This window comes from Staphylococcus haemolyticus (assembly GCF_006094395.1).
Lineage (GTDB): Bacteria > Bacillota > Bacilli > Staphylococcales > Staphylococcaceae > Staphylococcus > Staphylococcus haemolyticus.
Window position 1 is genome coordinate 1304156 of record NZ_CP035291.1, and the last position, 21858, is coordinate 1326013.

The window sequence follows — 21858 nt, forward strand, 5'->3', positions numbered from 1 at the left end:
TGTTTTAATATAGTTGATACCTTAATAACCCGCGGTTCCACCCAAATTAGTGTAGCCACTCTCTTTTATAAAGTTTTAATATTAGCCAAATTAAAATTGTTAAGCTTACACCATCCTTAACTCGCTTACTATTAGTTTAATAGATTGATTATTTAATAGCAAGAAATTATATGTATTTGTAGCTACATTAATAAATAGGTATAATAGACGTGAATAAAAAAGGGGTGAAGACCTATAGAACTTAGTAAAAGACAAGAGCAAATCATTGAAATAGTCAAAAGCGGTGGACCAATCACTGGAGAACACATTGCCGAAAAATTAGATTTAACGCGTGCTACTCTAAGACCTGACCTAGCAATTTTAACTATGTCCGGTTTTTTAGAAGCTAGACCTCGAGTTGGTTATTATTATTCAGGAAAATCTAAAAACAAATTAATGACCGATAAATTACGCCAATATGTTGTTAAAGACTATATGTCTCCACCAGTCATTGTAAAAGAAGATATGACTGTTTATGATGCAATTTGTACCATCTTTTTAGAAGACGCAGGCACTTTATTCATTACAAATGAGCATAATGATTTTATAGGCGTTTGTTCAAGAAAGGATTTGTTACGAGCATCTATGATTGGAGAGGATATTCATACAATGCCTATCAGTGTAAACATGTCTAGAATGCCTAACTTAACTTATTTAGAAGAAGATGAACTTATTATATATGCTGCAGATCAAATGATAGAAAAAGAAATCGACTCAATACCCATTGTGAAAAATAAAGGTAATAATAAATATCAAGTCACTGGTAGAATTTCAAAAACAACAATTGCAAAATTATTTGTATCATTATTTAAAGAATAGGTGGTAGAACGATGGAGAATATAAAGATAATCATCGCATCTGATTCAATTGGAGAAACTGCTGAATTAGTAGCAAGAGCATGTATTTCTCAATTCAATCCAAAGGAATGTAAACATGAATTTTTAAGGTATCCCTATATCGAGACAAAAGAGGACATTGATGAAGTTATTCAAGTAGCAAATGACAGAAATGCAATTATAGTTTATACGCTAGTTAAACCAGAAATGAAAACTTATATGGAAAGTAAGATAGGTACTAATAAGTTACGTTCTATTGATATTATGGGACCATTAATGGGCTATTTGAAAGATGCTTTTGAAGAGAATCCATATAATCAACCTGGTAGAGTCCATCGTTTAGATGACGCATATTTTAAGAAAATTGATGCAATTGAATTTGCGGTAAAATATGATGATGGAAAAGACCCTAAAGGATTACCTAAAGCGGATATAGTATTAATTGGTGTTTCAAGAACATCTAAAACTCCTTTATCTCAATATTTAGCCCATAAAAGTTATAAAGTAATGAACGTTCCAATTGTACCTGAAGTAACGCCACCGGACATGTTATTTGACATTGACTCATCAAAATGCATCGCTTTAAGAATTAGTGAAGAAAAATTAAATCGTATTAGAAAACAACGTTTGAAACAACTTGGATTAGGTGATTCAGCAAGATACGCTAATGAAATACGTATTAAAGAAGAGATTAAATACTTCGAAGATATCGTAGACAGAATTGGATGTGCAGTCATTGATGTATCAGATAAAGCAATTGAAGAAACAGCTAATGATGTTATTAACATAATCGAAAGCCAATCAAAATAGTTTTAATTTATCTTTAAACAAAGTATAATATTATGACTACAATTTATAGGTGATATATATTGCGTATTGAACAATCAGTAATTAATGAAATTAAAGATAAGACCGATATTTTGGATTTAGTAAGTGAATATGTAAAATTAGAAAAGAGAGGACGCAATTACATTGGTTTGTGTCCTTTTCATGATGAGAAGACTCCTTCGTTTACTGTATCTGAAGATAAACAAATTTGTCACTGCTTTGGTTGTAAAAAAGGTGGTAATGTCTTTCAATTTACTCAAGAGATAAAAGATTTATCATTTGTAGAGGCTGTAAAAGAGTTAGGAGAAAGAATTAACATTTCAGTTGATATTGGTAATAGTAGTGACTATACAAGTCAAATAGCATCGAATGATTTAACAATGATTGAGATGCATGAATTAATGCATGAATACTATCAATATGCTTTGCTTAAGACAGTAGAAGGTGAAGAGGCATTAAATTATCTAACAAAACGTGGTTTTACTGAAGAGCTTATTAAATCACGTGGTATTGGTTATGCTCCTAATCATACTCACTTTTGTCATGACTTTTTACAACAAAAAGGTTATGATATAGAACTCGCGTACGAAGCTGGTCTTTTATCGCGAAATGAAGAAAATTTCAGCTATTTTGATAGATTTAGAGATCGCATTATGTTCCCTTTAAATAATGCTCAGGGTCGTATTGTGGGCTATTCAGGTAGAACATACAATAATCAAGAACCTAAATACTTAAACAGCCCGGAAACACCCATATTTCAAAAGAGAAGATTATTATATAATCTTGATAATGCTAGAAAACATATACGAAAAAATGATGAAGCCATATTATTAGAAGGATTTATGGATGTAATTAAATCCGATTCATCAGGACTAAAACCAGTCATTGCAAGTATGGGAACAGCTATATCAGATGAACACATTACTGTTCTTAAAAAATTAACATCTCATATTACTCTAATGTTTGATGGTGATTTCGCTGGTCAAGAAGCAACAATTAAAACTGGGCAACACCTTCTACAACAAGGATTCAATGTTTTTGTTGTTCAATTACCTAAAGATATGGATCCAGATGAGTATATAACAAAATATGGTAATGAAAAATTTCTTGAATATGTAAATAATGAAAAGAAATCATTTATCATTTATAAAGTAAATAAACACAAAGATGAAATTGCTAATAATGACTTAGCTTATGAACGCTATCTTAAAGAAGTTACCCAAGATATTGCATTAATGAATTCTCAAATTTTGCAGAATAAGATAATCAAAGATGTAGCACATTTATTTAATGTGGATTCTAATACTCTAAATAGCAATGTATTGAATCAACAACAATATATTCCTAGCGAGCCTTATATTAATGATTATCAATCATATGATATTGAAATACAAAATAACTCAAATAATTTATTTAGTCATTTATCAAAACATGAAAGTGCTGAAAGAGCCTTACTTAAACATTTTATGAATGATAAAGACTTATTCTTAAATTATCATAAGCAACTTGAAAGTGATGACTTTGATAATCAATTTTTCAAACGTATATATAGTGTTTTAGAAGATTTTTACGCTGAAAATGACAGCTATACAATTAGCGATATGATACTTTACACAGATAATGATAATTTGAGAGATGCAATTATCGCTTTGGATAATTATGATATAAATCAAGAACCTTATGATAGTGAAATAGAAGATTACATGAATGTCATCAATGAATCAAAGTATGGAGATACACTTGAAGAATTAAATCATAAATTACGTGAAGCGTCACGGATAGGCGACGTAGAATTGCAAAAATATTATTTGGAACAAATCGTTAATAAAAATAAAGCTCGTATGTAACTATTACTATAAAACTGCTATGAAAATGCATACTTTAATAAATCATATAAATAGTATTTCTATTTAATAACCATTATTGTATAATGGTTATTATGCGTTTTTAACGGGTAGATATGGAACATAAGTAATATTTAATTAATGTGATGTCGTTTAAATATAATTGATATTAAACATTCAAATATTGAATATGAAATGTTACCATTATTATGAATTTTTATTAATACTTTTCTTATTATATTGAAATATTATATAATTAAATATCTTGTTTGAAAGCATATATTACTATTGGGAGGCCTTTTCATGTCTGATAACCAAGTTAAAATTAAAAAACAAACAATAGATCCGACATTAACATTAGAAGATGTTAAGAAACAATTAATCGATAAAGGTAAAAAGGAAGGTCACCTTAGTCATGAGGAAATAGCCGAAAAATTGCAAAATTTCGATATGGATTCTGATCAAATGGATGATTTCTTTGACCAATTAAATGATAATGATATTAGTTTAGTAAATGAGAAAGATAGCTCAGATACTGATGAAAAATTAAACCCAAATGATTTAAGTGCCCCTCCAGGTGTCAAAATTAATGACCCTGTAAGAATGTACTTAAAAGAAATTGGCCGAGTTAATCTACTAAGTGCTCAAGAAGAAATTGAATTAGCTAAACGAATTGAGCAAGGTGATGAGATTGCTAAGTCTCGTTTAGCAGAAGCTAACCTACGACTTGTTGTAAGTATTGCAAAAAGATATGTAGGTCGTGGCATGTTATTCCTAGATTTAATTCAGGAAGGTAACATGGGATTAATAAAAGCTGTTGAGAAATTTGATTTTAGTAAAGGATTTAAATTCTCCACTTATGCAACTTGGTGGATTCGACAAGCAATTACAAGAGCGATTGCCGACCAAGCACGTACAATTAGAATTCCAGTTCACATGGTTGAAACAATTAATAAGTTAATACGTGTTCAAAGACAATTATTACAAGATTTAGGTCGTGATCCTGCACCTGAAGAAATCGGAGAAGAGATGGATTTACCTCCAGAAAAAGTACGTGAAATTCTTAAAATTGCTCAAGAACCAGTATCATTAGAAACGCCAATAGGTGAGGAAGATGATAGTCATTTAGGTGACTTCATTGAAGACCAAGAGGCGCAAAGTCCATCTGATCATGCAGCTTACGAACTTTTAAAAGAACAATTAGAAGATGTTTTAGATACGCTTACTGACCGTGAAGAAAATGTTTTACGCTTAAGATTTGGTTTAGATGATGGTCGAACAAGAACACTTGAAGAAGTTGGTAAAGTCTTTGGTGTTACGCGTGAAAGAATTCGTCAAATTGAAGCTAAAGCTTTAAGAAAGCTTAGACATCCAAGTCGTAGCAAGCGACTAAAAGACTTTATGGATTAATAAATAAAATAATTCGAGTTTAAATTGATTTATTTTTCATTACACATTATAGATTGAACACTTATATACGAGTCGAATTAGTAATGATTACACTTTGTTATAGGTGTTACTATAATGTGCTTTAGAAAAATGCTAGACTGAGACACTTAACTTTGTCCCAGTCTCTTTTTATAGTAAAGGAGATATCTATGATAACTTTAAACCAAAGATTAACTACTGTGTGCAACTATCTTGTTCCGGGAAACTTAGCTGACATTGGTTCAGACCATGCCTATCTTCCTATCTATGCGATTCAACATGGTCTAATTACACATGCTATTGCAGGTGAAGTCATAAAAGGGCCTTTTGAAGCAGCGAAAAAGAATGTGTCAGATAATCAGCTCAATAATGTTATCGATGTTCGATTAGGGGACGGATTAAGTGTACTTCGTCAGAATGAATCTATTCAAAATATAACAATTTGTGGCATGGGTGGTCCGCTTATAGCAAGAATATTGAATGAAGGACGCATTCACTTAGCAAATGGTCCTAGATTAATCTTACAAAGTAATATTCAAACTGAAGTATTAAGATACACGCTCATGACACTGAATTACCAAATCATAGAAGAAGTCATTTTAGAAGAGAAAGGACATATCTATGAAATTGTGGTTGCAGCGCATATGGGTCATCAGGATCATTTAGACAAAAAAGAATTAAAATTTGGACCGAAATTATTACAAAATAAAAATGAAATATTTTATAAAAAATGGCGTCATGAATTAGAAGCTTTAAATCACATTCGTAATCAATTGAATTCAGAGTTACATCATGAGAGACTTAAAGAGATAGATAATGATATATCATTAATAACAGAGGTGTTAAATAATGAAAATTAAACAATTAATGTCTATTATCGATACACATGTGCCATTAGAGACAGCTGAGAATTGGGACAATGTTGGATTACTTATAGGTAATCATGAATCTGAAATCAATGGTATATTAACGACTTTGGATTGTACAGATGTGATTGTTAACCAAGCTATCGACAAAGGCTATAATACGATTATTGCTCACCATCCTTTGATTTTTAAAGGGGTAAAATCAATCATTGATGATGGCTATGGTCAATTAATTAAAAAAATAATTCGTCACAATATCAACCTTATTGCGTTGCACACAAATCTAGACAATTACGTTTACGGTGTTAACCAAATGTTGGCTAATAAATTAAAATTGCAAGATATACAATTTTTAAATCAAGAGAATGAAACGTATTATAAAGTTCAAACATATATACCTAAGGATAATGTAGAAAACTTTAAAGATAGTCTTGATAAACATGGACTTGCCAAAGAAGGTAATTACGAGTATTGTTTTTATGAAACTGAAGGTAAAGGCCAATTTAAACCTGTAGGAAATGCTAATCCACATCTAGGTCAGCTGAATAACATAGAATATGTAAATGAAGTTAAAATTGAATTCATGATTAAAGCTAGCCAATATGCATTAGCTGAAAAAGCAATTATAGACAATCATCCTTATGAAACTCCTGTCTATGATTTTATTAAAATGACTAAAACTGCAAATTATGGTCTTGGCAAAATTGGCACTTTAGAAGATGCGATGTCATTAACAGACTTTGTAAAATTTGTGAAACATGAACTTGATATCCCAAGTGTTCGATATACAGGCGATGCTAATAAACATATCCAAAAAGTAGCTATCATCGGTGGTGCGGGAATTGGTTATGAGGCACTTGCATTTAACAAAGGTGCAGACATCTTTATAACTGGAGATGTTAAACACCACGATGCATTAGATGCACAAACGTATGGTATGACCATTTTAGATATCAATCATTACAGTGAGTATGTGATGAGAGAGGGACTTAAAGAATTATTAGAACAATGGCTATATGATGAAAGTATAGATTTTCCAATTGATGCTTCTAATATCAATACCGATCCATTCAACTACATGTAAATTGAATTAAAACAACTTCAACTGAATATTTTAAGGAGGCCAAATCGATGGCAACTCACCCATTTGAATTATTTAATTTAGACTCAAAACTTATAGAAGCAATTAAAGACTTAAAATTTGATAAACCAACTGAAATACAAAATAGAATAATTCCAAGAATTAAAAAAGGCGTAAATTTAATAGGTCAATCTCAAACAGGTACAGGGAAATCGCATGCATTTTTATTACCGTTAATAGATAAAATAGACGTTGAAAATAAAGAACCTCAATCTATCGTGGTGGCACCTACAAGAGAATTAGCACAACAGTTATATCAGGCAGCAAATCATCTAGCTACTTTTAAACAGGGCATTAAAGTTAGTTTGTTTATTGGTGGTACAGATATTGAGAAAGATAGACAGCGTACAAGTAATAAACCGCAATTAGTAATAGGAACACCGACTAGAATTAATGATCTAGCTCAAAGTGGGCATCTACATGCGCATTTGGCATCTTATCTTATAGTGGATGAAGCTGATTTAATGATTGATTTAGGATTAATTGAAGATGTAGATTTAATTGCTTCACGCTTAGATGAAAATTCACATATAGCTGTCTTCAGTGCTACAATTCCTAAATCATTACAACCATTTTTAAATAAATATCTAAGCAATCCGGAATATGTAGAAGTGGATTCCAAGTCTCAAAATAAAAAAAATATTGAATTCTATTTAATTCCAACTAAAGGAACTGAAAAAGTAGATAAAACACTTCAATTAATCGATATTTTAAATCCATACCTATGTATCGTTTTCTGTAATAGTAGAGATAATGCGGATGAGCTGGCAAATTCACTCAATGCTGCTGGAATTAAAGTTGGCATGATACACGGAGGTTTAACACCAAGAGAGCGTAAGCAACAAATGAAACGTATACGCAATTTAGAGTTTCAATTTGTAATCGCAAGTGATCTAGCTTCTCGAGGTATAGACATTGAAGGCGTTAGTCATGTTATTAATTTTGACGTACCTAAAGATATTGACTTCTTTACACACCGTGTGGGCAGAACAGGTAGAGGTAATTATAAAGGTGTGGCAATAACACTCTATAGTCCGGATGAAGAACATTTAATCACACTAATTGAAGATAAAGGCTACCATTTTGAAAATGTTGATGTTAAAAATAATGAATTAACACCAATTAAAGCACATAATACTCGACGTAAGCGTGTAAGAAAAGACGATCACTTAACGAACGAAGTGAAGCATAAAGTGCGAAGTAAGACTAAAAATAAAGTCAAACCAGGTTATAAAAAGAAATTCAAACAAGAAGTCGAAAGAATGAAGAGACAAGAAAGAAAACAATTTAGTAAAAGACAAAATAGACAACAACGAAAAAATAATAAAAAGGGTTAGGTGAAAGCAATGTTACTTGGGTCACATGTTTCCATGAGTGGTAAAAAGATGTTAGAAGGTTCTGCAGAAGAAGCACACAAATTTGGTGAGTCTACATTTATGATTTATACTGGCGCACCTCAAAACACAAGAAGAAAGAGCATAGAGGATTTAAATATCGAAAAAGGACATGAGGCCATGGATAAATATGGTTTATCTAATTTAGTCGTCCATGCTCCATATATTATAAACATCGCTAACACTACAAAACCGGAAGTCTTTCAATTAGGGGTAGATTTCCTTCAAAATGAAATTGAACGAACACAAGCTTTAGGTGCTAAAGATATTGTTCTACATCCTGGTTCACATGTGGGCGCTGGTGCTGATAAAGGTATTCAACAGATTATTAAAGGTTTGAATGAAGTTTTAACTCATGATAATGATGTGCGTATCGCTCTAGAAACTATGGCTGGAAAAGGATCTGAAGTAGGACGCACGTTCGAAGAAATTGCTCAGATCATTGATGGCGTCACACATAATGATCGATTATCAATCTGTTTCGATACATGTCACACTCATGATGCTGGATATAACATTAAAGAGGATTTTGATGGTGTATTAAATGAATTTGATAAAATTATTGGCTTAGATCGAATAAAAGTGGTTCATGTTAATGATAGTAAAAATGAGCAAGGTGCTCATAAAGATAGACATGAAAATATTGGATTCGGTCACATTGGATTTGACGCATTAAATTATGTAGTACACCATGATGTTTTCAAAGATATTCCTAAAATTTTAGAAACACCCTATGTTGGTGAAGATAAAAAAAATAAAAAACCACCTTATAAATTTGAGATAGAGATGTTAAAAGCACAACAATTTGATTCAGAATTAAAAGATAAAATTCTTCAACAATAATTACTATTAATTGGAAGCTGAATCAACTATTAATATTTAGGGCTATGATGAAATAAAGCAATAGCTGTATAACCTTAAGAAGCGTTAGACCTTAACTTTTCACAGACTTAATAATTTTCACAGGAGTGATACATTGAATTTTACAATAATTCTGTATCGCTCCATTTTATTATCTTTCAAATCAAGTCGTAAACATTACTATTTACAACTTCCAAACTTAATTGTATAGTATTAAACGAGGTGAAATAATGAATCAACCTGTTTTTGAATTAAAAAATATCGATTATCAATTTGATAATAAACAAGTTTTAGAAAATATTAATATACACATAAATAAAGGTGAATTTTTAGCAATTGTGGGTCCCAATGGAGCAGGTAAGTCTACTTTACTAAAAATCATATTAGGGTTGCTTCCGTTGCAAAAGGGCGAAATATATATAGATGGTAAATCATATAAAAAGCAAAATCAATCTGCTTTAAAGATAAGTTACGTATCACAAAAAGCTACAGCTTTTAATGCTGGATTTCCAGCAAGTGTTAAAGAAGTGGTACTTAGTGGTCTTACTAAAACTAAAAAGTTATTTCAAAAATTTAATAAAAAAGATGAAGCACTTGTCGATAAAGTTTTAACAAGATTAAATATCAATCATCTTATCAACAAAAATATTGCAGAACTTTCCGGCGGACAACAACAGCGTGTATTAATTGCGAGAGCTTTAATCTCCAATCCTTCTGTCTTAGTTTTAGATGAACCTACAAATGGTATTGATGCAAAACATGTAAGTGAATTTTATGAAACGCTTGAAAAATTAAAAGATGAAGGTATAACGATTATATTAGTAACACATGACATTGGCGTTGTAGCTGATACAGCAACAAAAGTAGCATGCTTAAATAAACATTTACATTTCCATGGATCAACCGAGGACTTCAAAAAACTAGACGAAGTTGAAATTTCTAAAATTTATGGTCACCCCATTAAATTTGTAGATCATCAACATAATAGAGAATGTTGTGAAGTTTAAAATTTAATATATTAGGAGTAACAAAATGAATGTATTAATTAAACAAGTAAGTGGTGATATCTATGATTGAAGCGTTATTAAATTTCGACTTCATGAGATATTCATTACTTAGTGGTATTTTAATTGGATTTATTGCACCTTTAATTGGGGCTTTTATAGTTGTAAGAAGATTATCTTTGATTGCAGATGCGCTTAGCCATGTTACATTAGGCGGCATCTCATTTGGCATGTTTATACTAACTTTGTCACCCGCACTAGCTATTATTAATCCTATGTGGTTTGGTATATTATTTGCTATCGTAGGTGCGCTTTTAATTGAAAAGTTAAGAACATCGTATTCTAATTATCAAGAGATTGCCATACCAATTATTATGAGCGCAGGGATTGCACTAAGTGCCATTTTTATTTCTCTTGCAGATGGATTTAACCAAGAAATTGTAGGTTTACTATTTGGTTCCATAAGTGCGGTCAGCCTTAGTGATTTATTAACGGTTGTAGTTATATCAATTGTCGTTGTTTTATTTATTACTTTATTTTATAAAGAATTATTTATACTTTCATTTGACGAAGAATATAGTAGAGTTATAAATATTCCTAAATGGATTCAATTTTTATTTATAGTTATAGTGGCTATGGTAATTTCTGCTTCAATGAGAGTGGTTGGCATACTTTTAGTCAGTGCATTAATAACATTACCCATTGCTATAGCAATGAGAATAACTAAAGGTTTCAAACAATTAATCATTTTAAGTGTCATAATTGGCGAATTTTCAGTTATAATGGGCCTTGTTTTAGCATTTTATATGAATATTTCACCAGGTGGTGTTATTGTAGTACTATTAGTTTTATTATTAGGACTTACAATGTTATTCCAAAAATCAATTGTAAGACTTAAAAAGGGGCAATAACTTATGAATACAAATGATGCAATTAAAATTTTAAAAGATAATGGTTTGAAATATACTAAGAAACGTGAAGATATGATTAATATTTTTGTTAAAGAAGATAAATACATTAATGCAAAACATATTCAACAACAATTAGACAAAGATTATCCAGGTATCTCTTTCGATACAATTTATCGTAATTTACATTTATTTAAAGACTTAAAAATTATTGAGAGTACTGAATTAGATGGTGAAATGAAATTTAGAATTGCTTGTATGAATCATCACCATCATCACTTTATTTGTGAAAATTGTGGTGATACTAAAGTCATTGATTTTTGCCCAATTGATCAAATAAAGGTGTATCTACCTAATGTAGATATTCACACCCATAAATTAGAAGTTTATGGCGTATGCGAAGAATGTCAAAAACAAAACTCAAAATAAAATTTTATGAATTATAAATATCAATTGTTTTTGCTAATATACTTAAATAATTTAAAAATGAATTATTGTAAGACAAAATTGCAAATATATATTAGCAATCTAAACTGAGAAAGTGTTAATTGTAGCTTTCTCAGTTTTTTTGAGTCAGTTGACTGAAATTCCATTAAAAATTTAATAGATTTACAAAATAGAAAACAATTCATACTCCAGTTTAATTTAACAATCTTAAAATTAAATGTAATTAAAAAAATTTGATATACATAGGTCAAAAGTAGGAATTATTTAAAAATAACCAATTATAGTCTGTAATTATGTTTAAAAGTTATCATTTTGAGTTATATTATAAAAGTAAGATGATAATAAGCGTATTAATATTAGTTGCAAGCAAATATTTTGTTGCTTAGTTAATAACTTGTTATTATAAATGTAACGAATTTTTAGGAGGATGATTAATTATGGCTTTTGAATTACCAAATTTACCATATGCAGCAGATGCATTAGAACCACACATTGACAAACAAACTATGGAAATCCATCATGACAAACACCACAACACGTATGTTACCAAATTAAATTCTGCAGTTGAGGGAACAGATCTTGAATCTAAATCAATTGAAGAAATTGTTGCTAATTTAGATAGTGTACCTGAAGATATTCAAACAGCTGTTCGTAATAATGGTGGCGGACACTTAAATCACTCATTATTCTGGGAATTATTAACTCCTAATTCTGAAGAAAAAGGTACTGTTGTTGATAAAATCAAAGAACAATGGGGCTCTTTAGATGAATTCAAAAAAGAATTCGCTGACAAAGCAGCAGCTCGTTTCGGTTCAGGTTGGGCATGGTTAGTAGTTAACAATGGTCAGTTAGAAATTGTTACTACACCTAACCAAGATAACCCATTAACGGAAGGTAAAACACCTATCTTAGGTTTAGATGTTTGGGAACACGCATATTACCTTAAATATCAAAACAAACGTCCAGATTATATTAGTGCTTTCTGGAATGTTGTTAACTGGGAAAAAGTTGACGAATTATACAATGCAACAAAATAATTCTATATCTCCTATTTAACATGTGGTCTCTATAAGAGGCCACTTTTTTTATTAAAATGATGGTAATATGTTTGATTTTCATATATCATTTATGAGTAAACATGTTTAATAATTGAGGTAGGTTATCTTGCTTAAAAGGTTAAAGGAAAAGTCTAATGACGAAAAAATAAAGCACACAATGAATAAACGAATAAGTTTTGTGTTTGGTGCTATTGTAGTTATATTTGGAATTATAGTTTTAAGGTTAGGATATTTACAAATTGCGCAAGGCTCCCAATACAGCCAACTAGTTAAAAACGATGAAAACATAACTGTAAATGAATCTGTTCCTAGGGGAAGAATTCTTGATAGGAATGGAAAAGTATTAGTAGATAATGCTTCTAAACTAACGATTACATACACAAGATCTAGGAAAACAAGTCAAAAAGATATGCTCGATACTGCAAAAAAATTGTCATCTCTCATTACTATGAAAACTGACAAAATTACTGAAAGAGATAAACAAGATTTTTGGATTCAGAAACACCAAGATGAAGTAGACAAATTAATGAAAAAAGAAACTTCAATGTTAAATGAAGGTAGTATTACCCAAGATCAATATGATAAACAATTATATAAAAAGGTTGGAGACAAACAAATTAATAGTTTATCAAAAAAAGACTTACGAGTTTTAGCAATTTATCGTGAAATGTCTGCTGGTTCTACCATGAACCCGCAAACAATTAAGAATGAGGATGTAAGTGAAAAAGAATATGCTGCAGTGTCACAACAACTTGATAGTCTTCCAGGTGTAAATACAACTATGGATTGGGACCGACGCTATCCTTATGGTGATACATTAAGAAGTATATTTGGTAGTGTATCTACATCAAGTGAAGGTATTCCTAAAGAATTGACCGAACAATATTTAGCTAAAGGTTATTCTCGGAATGATAGAGTTGGTAAATCCTATTTAGAGTATCAATATGAAGATATTTTACGTGGTAAGAAAAAAGAAATGAAATATACTACTGATAAATCTGGAAAAGTCATAAACTCTGAAGTCATTAATCCTGGATCTAGAGGCGATGATTTACAGTTAACAATTGATATAGACTTACAGAAGAAAGTAGAATCTTTATTAGAAAATCAAATCAAGACGTTACGCAGTCAAGGTGCTAAAGATATGGATAACGCGCTTATTGTAGTGCAAAATCCTAAAAATGGCGATATTTTAGCTATGGCAGGAAAACAAATCGATAAAAATGGTAAGCTAACAGATTATGATTTAGGGAACTTTACTGGTCAATTTGCAGTTGGTTCTTCAGTAAAAGGTGGAACCCTATTAGCTGGATATCAAAATAATGCGATTAAAGTTGGCGAGGAAATGATAGATGAGCCACTTCATTTTAAAGGTGGATTAACAAAGCGCTCATACTTTAATAAAAATGATAAAGTCAGAATTAATGATAAAGAAGCATTAATGCACTCTTCAAACGTATATATGTTTAAAACTGCTCTTAAATTAGCCGGAGATCCTTACTATAGTGGAATGGGCTTACCTACAGATATAAGTGAAGCTGGCCAGAAATTAAGAAAAGGGCTTAATCAAGTCGGATTGGGAGTTAAAACAGGTATTGACTTGCCAAATGAAACAATAGGTCAAATTGAACCATTAACAAACAATTCAGGCAATTATCTTGATTTATCAATTGGTCAATATGACACATATAGTCCAATTCAATTATCACAGTACGTTTCTACAATAGCTAATGATGGTTATAGAATTCAACCACACATTGGATTAGCAATTCATGATGCTACAAATAGTGATGACATAGGTCCAGTTAAACAAAAAATTAAAGGCAATGTCTTAAACAAAGTAAATAATTCAGAAGATGAAATTAAAGAAGTACAAAAAGGATTTGAAATGGCATTCAATGAAAAAGATGGAACAGGCTATTCAAGTTTCCACAAAACAAAAGTACCTTCTGCAGGGAAAACTGGTACTGCCGAAGTATTCCAAGATGGTGAATCAAGAGTTAATTCAACTTATATAGGTTATGCACCAATCAATAACCCTAAACTATCATTTTCAATTGTTTACACCAATCAACCTGTTCCACCACCATGGTTAAATGGCGGAGATTTAGGTAGAGACGTCATTAATTATTATTTTGATGATAAAAAGTAACCAATTCACTTTTAATTGATTGAAATTATTAATGTATAAAAAATAATACTTTTCAATTATTGTACTAAGTGGTATGATAATAAAGTCGTATTTAGAAAAGGTAAGGAGGATTTAACATGCGCGTAAATGTAATATTAGCTTGTACAGAATGTGGAGATAGAAACTACATTTCTACTAAAAACAAAAGAACTAATCCTGAACGTGTTGAAATGAAAAAATATTGTTCACGTGATAATAAACACACTTTACACCGTGAAACTAAATAATAACTCATCTAAAGAGTTTGTTTCAAAAATAATATTATAAGACTACATTGCTAATTTGCAGTAGCCGACTTGATAGTTAAACGCTAGAGTTGCGTTTTTCGGCTCAAGTCATCCTTACAGGGGCAAGACTATGAATCCATAATGGATTCTGTCTAGCTCCTTTTTTTATTTCATCTAAATGACATCATCTTTTAATAACGTTATAATATATATAGTGTTTAGAGAGTGGGGATGTTATGAGTAAAAAAGAGATTAGAAAAGAAATATTATCTCAAATGAAACAATTAGATAAAGAACACAAACTTCGTGCAGACGCATGGTTGAAGAATCAATTAATCAATAATACTGAATATAAAAATGCGAAAAGAATAGGTATTGTTTTATCTATGACTCATGAAGTAGATACTTATCCCATCATCGAAACGATGTTATCTGATGGTAAGAAAGTCTTTGTTCCTAATACAAACTACAAATTAAAAGAAATGAATTTTAAACAACTATTATCTTTAAACCGTCTTGAAAAAGATGAAAAAGGCTTATTATATGTTAATGATGACACTGAAATTACTGATCAATTAGATTTAATTGTTGTTCCTGGAGTTGCTTTTAGAGATGATGGTTATCGAATAGGTTATGGTGGAGGATATTATGATCGCTTCTTAAGTGATTCAAATGCCAATACTATTAGTTTAATTTATGACCTACAATTAACACAGTTTGAAATCGAATCCCATGATCAACCTGTTGAAAAATTAATAATTTTCAATACTTAAATTTTGGAGGAATTAATGGATACAGAAAAATACTTCTGGAAGTCAATCTATTATTTTATAAAATATCACAATTATCACATTGTAAATATTGATAAAAATGATAGTGAAATTTGGCTTATACATAAAAAGAAAAACAAGCTAGTGATATTTAGGAAAGATATCGCTTCGAACCAAGAAATTCAGTTTGATAAAGCTAAAATGTTGGATAATTATCAACAATATGAGGATGACCTCAATTTTAAATTGAAAAGCGTTAAATATTATTATTTCACAGATCAAATATTTGATAATATCAAATCCGCTGACTCTAGTCCCATTAAAATAGAAAGCATGTGTATTTCAAATAACAATGATTTACATAAATTGATTCATAATAATATATTAACTAAATTAATGTTTAGACAAGATAACAAACTATCAAATTACTATAAGCGACGTGTATTGTCACAAAATCCAATTGATAAACATATGTTGCGTTTTACACCTATGACATATGGGTTAATCATAATTAACGTTTTAATATGGCTAATAATGATTCTTTATCTAAATCATTTTTCCGATGTTAAATTGTTAGATTTAGGTGGATTAGTACACTTTAACGTCGTTCATGGCGAATGGTATCGTCTTATAACATCCATGTTTCTACACTTTAATTTTGAGCACATTCTAATGAATATGCTGTCATTATTTATTTTCGGTAAGATAGTCGAATCTATAGTCGGCCCATTAAGAATGTTAGGGATTTATGTGATTTCTGGTTTACTCGGAAATTTTATTTCACTATCATTTAATCTTCATACTGTATCTGTAGGTGCTAGTGGAGCTATTTTCGGGCTAATAGGCTCAATTTTTGCAATGATGTTTGTAAGTAAGACCTATTCTAAAAAAACAATTGGACAAATGTTAATCGCATTATTAGTGCTAATTGTTTTATCATTATTTATGTCTAATATTAATATTATGGCTCATCTAGGAGGATTTATTGGTGGTGTTTTAATCACTTTAATTGGTTATTATTTCACACACAATCGTAATTTATTTTGGATTTTCTTAATTATATTGCTTGTTTTGTTTGTTGCATTACAAGTAAGAATTTTTACTATTAAAGAAGAAAATATTTATGATAAATTAATTGAGGATGCTATATTAGACTATAATTATAAAGAGGCAAGTTCAATTGTAAACCATACAATTGACAAAGGTTATGATGACGATCGAACGTATTATTTAAAAGGGCTTATAACTGCAGCTACAAGTTCTAGAGCAGAGGGCATGGCGGATTGGGAACGTGGTTTAAAAAACCATCCAAATTCTGGTCTTTTGAACTATGAACTTGCAATTGCAAATAGAGCACTTGATGATAATGAAAAAGCACTCAAATATGTAAAAAAAGCTTTAACTATTAATTCTGACGATAATGATTATAAAAATTTAAAAAAAGAGTTGGATCAATCAAATGAATCGAGAAATTAAAAATTTCTATGATGTATTACAGCTTTTAAAGCGTTATGGATTTATTATCTATTTTAAAAATCCAAACGACATGTATGAAATGATGCTACAAGAAATAAAATCATTATATCATTATGAACTATTATCTAAAGATGAATACCTAAAATGTATTTTATTAATTAACCAAAGAAGGAATGAGGATAAATGAAAAATATTATTTTAGCAGCAGATATTGGTGGGACAACTTGTAAACTGGGAATATTCAATGGCGAACTCGAACAACTACACAAATGGTCTATTAAAACAGATACGTCTGACCACACGGGTAAAACATTATTAAAGAATATCTATGATTCATTTAACGAAACACTTTCAACTCACCAATTAAAAATTGATGATGTCATTGGCGTTGGAATTGGTGTACCAGGGCCTGTTGATTTTGAAACTGGCATTGTTAATGGGGCAGTTAATTTGCATTGGCCAGGTAGTGTAAATGTTCGACAAATATTTAGTGAATTTATTAACTGTCCTGTGTATGTTGATAATGATGCTAATGTAGCGGCATTAGGAGAAAAACATAAAGGTGCAGGTCAAGGTGCTGACGATGTAGTTGCTATAACATTAGGTACCGGTTTAGGCGGAGGTATTATCTCTAATGGTGAACTTGTCCATGGCCATAATGGATCAGGAGCAGAAATAGGTCACATCAGAACTGATTTTGATCAACGCTTTAATTGTAATTGTGGTAAATCAGGTTGTATAGAAACTGTTGCTTCAGCTACTGGTGTCGTTAATTTGGTTAATTTTTATTATCCAAAATTAACGTTTAAATCATCAATATTACCGTTAATAAAAGACAATAAAGTTACAGCTAAAGCCGTATTTGATGCCGCTAAAGCAGGTGATCAATTCTGTATCTTTATTACTGAAAAAGTGGCAAACCACATCGCTTATTTATGTAGTATTATTAGCGCAACAAGCAATCCCAAATACATCGTTTTAGGTGGAGGTATGTCAACAGCTGGTTTGATTTTAATCGAAAATATAAAAACTGAGTACCACAACTTAACATTCACTCCGGCTCAAAAAGATACTGAAATTGTTCAAGCTCAACTAGGTAATGATGCAGGAATAACTGGTGCAGCAGGGCTAATTAAAACATATATATTAGAAAAGGGTGGTGTTAAATAATGGCTATTGTTGATGTAGTTATTATTCCAGTTGGAACTGAAGGACCAAGTGTTAGTAAATATATTGCAGAGATACAAATGAAATTAGAAAGTTTTAAACAAGAAGGCAAAATTGATTATCAATTAACTCCAATGAATACTCTAATCGAAGGGGATTTAAAAGACTTATTCGAAGTAGTACAAGCAATCCATGAATTGCCGTTTAATAAAGGTATTGATAGAGTTTGCACAAACTTACGTATAGATGATAGACGCGATAAATCTCGTAAAATGAACGATAAACTAAAATCAGTTCAAAAACATATCGATAATCAAGGAGAATAATATGAAAATCTCAAGCTTAACTTTAGGATTGGTAGATACTAATGCATATTTTATTGAAAATGAAGAAAGTGTTATATTAATCGATCCAGCTGGTGAACCTGATAAGATTTTTAAAAAATTAAATCAAATTAACAAACCATTAAAAGCAATTTTATTAACACATGCGCACTTTGATCATATTGGTGCATTAGACGATGTCGTTAATAAATATGAAGTACCTTTATACATGAATAAAGAAGAGTTTAGTTTTCTAAAGGATCCTGATAAAAATGGTTCTGCTAAGTTTAAGCAATATGGTATGCCTTTAATTACTAGTGACGTTAAACCAAACCATTTAGATGAAGGTGAGTACAATATTGAAGGATTTGAATTCAATGTACTGCATACTCCTGGTCATTCTCCTGGAAGTTTGACGTATGTATTTGAGGATTTCGCTGTAGTCGGTGACACGTTATTTAACAATGGTATAGGTCGTACTGACTTATATCGCGGTGATTATGAAACACTGGTTGATTCTATTAAAGATAAATTATTTGAATTAGAAGGCGATTTACCATTATTCCCTGGCCATGGTCCTTATACAACAGTAGATGATGAGCAATTAAATCCATTTTTAGATGGCCAATAAAATAAAGTAAATTCTTCACCTCTTACGTTTATATATGTAGGAGGTGTTTTTTTGAAACTATTATTCAGAGAGATAGTTAATAAAGCTATTTCAAAAAATGCGAGTGACATACATTTTATTCCTACAGTTGATGAAGTTCATATTAAATTTAGAATTAATGATTACCTTGAACTTTATGAAATATTCAACTTAGATGTATATCAAAAATTATTAGTATTTATGAAGTTCAAATCAGGTTTGGACGTTTCATCTCATCAATCCGCTCAAAGTGGTCGTTATACTTATCAAGCTAAATCTACTTTTTATTTACGGATTTCAACATTACCTTTGTCTTTAGGTATAGAAAGTTGTGTAATTAGGATAATTCCTCAATATTTTCAAGCAAAAAAAGAATATAAAGAATTTAACGATTTTAAACACTTAGTAAATAAAAAACAGGGATTAATTCTATTAACTGGACCCACAGGATCCGGAAAAAGCACTCTGATGTATCAAATGGTTCTACATGCATATAAAGAATTAAATCTTAATGTCATCACTATCGAAAACCCAGTTGAGCAATTACTAAAGGGAATTACTCAAATATCAATTAATAAAAAAGCAGGTATCGACTACGTAAGTTCATTTAAAGCTATATTAAGATGTGATCCTGATATTATTTTAATAGGTGAAATAAGAGACGCAGAAGTTGCTAAATGTGTAATTCAAGCTAGTTTGAGTGGACATCTTGTATTATCAACTATGCATTCCACTAATTGTAGAGGTGCATTACTTCGATTACTTGAGATGGGAATTTCAATTCAAGAATTAACTCAATCGATCAATATCATTTCTAATCAAAGATTAATAACGACTACTCAGAATGAGCGTCGCTTAATTTGTGAAACAATAGATAAAAAGCAGATACAATTTTTCTTCGAGCATGAACAAACAATGCCACATAATTTTAATAATTTACAACAGCAATTAAATTTATTATCTAAAGAAGGAACAATTTGTGAAGATACTGCAAGTAAATATTTTTAAATTGTCATCTAAGAATTTAACGAGTGCACAAATGATTCACTTACTTGAAACACTGTCAAACTTATTAAAAAGTGGCTTCACACTTTTAGAGAGTTTTGAGTTCATCAACCTATATTTCAAATACAGAGATAAAGAATTAAAAAATAAAATCATAGCATCTATTAAGTCAGGTGAAACATGTTATGAAGTATTAAATTTGATAGGTTATCCAAATTCAATTACAACTCAAATCTATTTTTCACAAAAATATGGTAATTTAGAAAACGCTTTAGAGGAGTCCATTAAATATTTAAAGACAAATTTATCTGCAAAACAGCAAGTAATTAAAGCTGTTCAATATCCACTCTTATTATGCTGTATTTTTATGTGTATGATAGTAGTTTTAAACTATACTGTCATTCCACAATTTGAACAACTATACATTTCTATGGATGTAAATTTATCATTTTACCAGAAATTCTTAACCTCAATGATTACTTCTTTTCCCGCTTTTTTAATCTTTTTCATTACTATTTTAATTTTAATCTTTGTAATTTTAACCATAGTATTATTACGAATAGAAACTTCTAAAAAAATAATTATTTTATCATCAATACCTTTGTTTAATAGCTATTATAAAATTTTTAAAACTTATCAAATATCTAATGATTTAAGTCTATTTTATAAAAATGGCGTAAGTTTACAGGACATTGTTACAACATATATTAAACAAAATGATAATGAATATTTAAGGTTTCTAGGAGAATTTTTAATGGATAAAACTAATAGAGGTGAAACTTTAGCAAATAGTTTAGCTATGATGCCGTGTTTTCAAAAAGACTTAATTAAATTTATAAAGCAGGGAGAAAAAAGTGCCAAATTAGATATAGAACTTAAAATTTACTCAAGTATTTTAATTAATAGATTTAAAGAAAAATCACTTCTTCATACAAAAATCATTCAACCAATTATTTTTCTGTTTCTAGGCTTGTTCATTGTTAGTTTGTATTTAGTAATTATGTTACCAATGTTTCAGTTAATGCAAAATATTAAATGATAAGGAGTTTAATATGAAGAATCACTTTAAAAATTTAAAAAAGTTAAAAGCCTTTACTCTAATAGAAATGTTATTAGTATTACTAATTATCAGCGTATTACTAATATTAATTATTCCAAACATTGCAAAACAAACAGCTCATATCCAGTCCACAGGTTGTGAAGCTCAAGTCAAAATGATAAATAGTCAAATAGAAGCATATACATTAAAACATAATCGAACACCTTCTAATATAAATGATCTTATAAATGATGGCCTTATAAAAGAAGAACAAAAACAATGCAGATCGGGAGAAACAATTACAATATCTAATGGTGAGGCTATTGCGAACTAGTAAAATTAATGCGTTTACTCTTC

General features: G+C 30.2%; 22 protein-coding genes and 1 pseudogene. All 23 read left to right on the forward strand.

Annotated features, from left to right (window positions below):
- Nucleotides 1-234: 234 nt before the first annotated feature.
- The 23 genes and pseudogenes from ccpN to comGC all read left to right on the forward strand — a co-directional run bounded on the left by ccpN (nt 235) and on the right by comGC (nt 21835).
- Nucleotides 235-858, forward strand: a complete 624-nt coding sequence (gene ccpN, locus EQ029_RS06310) for a transcriptional regulator CcpN (protein WP_075140644.1) — start codon at nt 235-237, stop codon at nt 856-858.
- An 11-nt stretch (nt 859-869) separates the two neighbouring features.
- Entirely contained in the window at nt 870-1685 is an 816-nt protein-coding gene (locus tag EQ029_RS06315; protein WP_011275649.1) for a pyruvate, water dikinase regulatory protein, read from the forward strand.
- A 59-nt stretch (nt 1686-1744) separates the two neighbouring features.
- Nucleotides 1745-3550: a DNA primase gene (dnaG, locus tag EQ029_RS06320; RefSeq protein WP_016931115.1), complete on the forward strand. Its 1806-nt coding sequence runs from the start codon at nt 1745-1747 to the stop codon at nt 3548-3550.
- Between the two features lie 300 nt (nt 3551-3850).
- Nucleotides 3851-4957, forward strand: coding sequence for an RNA polymerase sigma factor RpoD (gene rpoD / locus EQ029_RS06325; protein ID WP_011275651.1), 1107 nt, complete (start codon nt 3851-3853; stop codon nt 4955-4957).
- 188 nt (nt 4958-5145) lie between these two features.
- Nucleotides 5146-5835 (forward strand): tRNA (adenine(22)-N(1))-methyltransferase, encoded by a 690-nt coding sequence (locus EQ029_RS06330; protein ID WP_011275652.1) that lies wholly within the window; start codon nt 5146-5148, stop codon nt 5833-5835.
- On the forward strand, nt 5825-6925 hold the full coding sequence (locus EQ029_RS06335; RefSeq protein ID WP_011275653.1) for a Nif3-like dinuclear metal center hexameric protein: 1101 nt from the start codon (nt 5825-5827) through the stop codon (nt 6923-6925). Before EQ029_RS06330 ends, EQ029_RS06335 begins: the two co-directional genes overlap by 11 nt.
- Before the next feature lie 47 nt (nt 6926-6972).
- Nucleotides 6973-8319, forward strand: coding sequence for a DEAD/DEAH box helicase (locus EQ029_RS06340; protein WP_016931113.1), 1347 nt, complete (start codon nt 6973-6975; stop codon nt 8317-8319).
- A 9-nt stretch (nt 8320-8328) separates the two neighbouring features.
- Nucleotides 8329-9219 (forward strand): deoxyribonuclease IV, encoded by an 891-nt coding sequence (locus EQ029_RS06345; protein WP_011275655.1) that lies wholly within the window; start codon nt 8329-8331, stop codon nt 9217-9219.
- Nucleotides 9220-9467: 248 nt separating this feature from the next.
- Nucleotides 9468-10244 carry a metal ABC transporter ATP-binding protein gene (locus tag EQ029_RS06350; RefSeq protein ID WP_011275656.1) on the forward strand — a complete coding sequence of 259 codons (777 nt, stop codon included), beginning with the start codon at nt 9468-9470 and terminating at the stop codon, nt 10242-10244.
- A 62-nt stretch (nt 10245-10306) separates the two neighbouring features.
- Nucleotides 10307-11169, forward strand: a pseudogene (locus EQ029_RS06355) (metal ABC transporter permease).
- The gene (locus tag EQ029_RS06360; protein ID WP_011275658.1) at nt 11156-11578 is read left to right on the forward strand and encodes a Fur family transcriptional regulator; all 423 of its coding nucleotides are present in this window, start codon (nt 11156-11158) and stop codon (nt 11576-11578) included. The pseudogene EQ029_RS06355 and the gene EQ029_RS06360 overlap by 14 nt, the downstream one beginning before the upstream one ends.
- Before the next feature lie 455 nt (nt 11579-12033).
- A complete protein-coding gene (locus EQ029_RS06365) occupies nt 12034-12633 on the forward strand; it encodes a superoxide dismutase (protein ID WP_037558187.1) in 600 nt (199 codons plus the stop codon).
- A gap of 127 nt (nt 12634-12760) precedes the next feature.
- The gene (locus tag EQ029_RS06370) at nt 12761-14806 is read left to right on the forward strand and encodes a peptidoglycan D,D-transpeptidase FtsI family protein (protein ID WP_011275660.1); all 2046 of its coding nucleotides are present in this window, start codon (nt 12761-12763) and stop codon (nt 14804-14806) included.
- Nucleotides 14807-14922: 116 nt separating this feature from the next.
- Complete coding sequence (gene rpmG / locus EQ029_RS06375; protein ID WP_057504820.1) at nt 14923-15072, forward strand: 50S ribosomal protein L33; 150 nt, start codon at nt 14923-14925, stop codon at nt 15070-15072.
- Nucleotides 15073-15308: 236 nt separating this feature from the next.
- Nucleotides 15309-15845, forward strand: coding sequence for a 5-formyltetrahydrofolate cyclo-ligase (locus tag EQ029_RS06380; RefSeq protein WP_011275662.1), 537 nt, complete (start codon nt 15309-15311; stop codon nt 15843-15845).
- Nucleotides 15846-15860: 15 nt separating this feature from the next.
- Nucleotides 15861-17318: a rhomboid family protein gene (locus EQ029_RS06385; RefSeq protein ID WP_011275663.1), complete on the forward strand. Its 1458-nt coding sequence runs from the start codon at nt 15861-15863 to the stop codon at nt 17316-17318.
- On the forward strand, nt 17302-17505 hold the full coding sequence (locus EQ029_RS06390) for a YqgQ family protein (protein ID WP_011275664.1): 204 nt from the start codon (nt 17302-17304) through the stop codon (nt 17503-17505). Before EQ029_RS06385 ends, EQ029_RS06390 begins: the two co-directional genes overlap by 17 nt.
- Nucleotides 17502-18488, forward strand: coding sequence for an ROK family glucokinase (locus tag EQ029_RS06395; protein WP_037558191.1), 987 nt, complete (start codon nt 17502-17504; stop codon nt 18486-18488). The genes EQ029_RS06390 and EQ029_RS06395 overlap by 4 nt, the downstream gene beginning before the upstream one ends.
- On the forward strand, nt 18488-18811 hold the full coding sequence (locus EQ029_RS06400) for an MTH1187 family thiamine-binding protein (RefSeq protein WP_011275666.1): 324 nt from the start codon (nt 18488-18490) through the stop codon (nt 18809-18811). Before EQ029_RS06395 ends, EQ029_RS06400 begins: the two co-directional genes overlap by 1 nt.
- Before the next feature lies 1 nt (nt 18812).
- On the forward strand, nt 18813-19439 hold the full coding sequence (locus tag EQ029_RS06405) for an MBL fold metallo-hydrolase (RefSeq protein ID WP_011275667.1): 627 nt from the start codon (nt 18813-18815) through the stop codon (nt 19437-19439).
- Nucleotides 19440-19490: 51 nt separating this feature from the next.
- Nucleotides 19491-20465: a competence type IV pilus ATPase ComGA gene (gene comGA / locus EQ029_RS06410; RefSeq protein WP_011275668.1), complete on the forward strand. Its 975-nt coding sequence runs from the start codon at nt 19491-19493 to the stop codon at nt 20463-20465.
- Nucleotides 20437-21501, forward strand: a complete 1065-nt coding sequence (comGB, locus tag EQ029_RS06415; RefSeq protein WP_037558195.1) for a competence type IV pilus assembly protein ComGB — start codon at nt 20437-20439, stop codon at nt 21499-21501. The genes comGA and comGB overlap by 29 nt, the downstream gene beginning before the upstream one ends.
- A gap of 13 nt (nt 21502-21514) precedes the next feature.
- Nucleotides 21515-21835 carry a competence type IV pilus major pilin ComGC gene (comGC, locus tag EQ029_RS06420; protein WP_057504819.1) on the forward strand — a complete coding sequence of 107 codons (321 nt, stop codon included), beginning with the start codon at nt 21515-21517 and terminating at the stop codon, nt 21833-21835.
- Nucleotides 21836-21858: the final 23 nt, after the last annotated feature.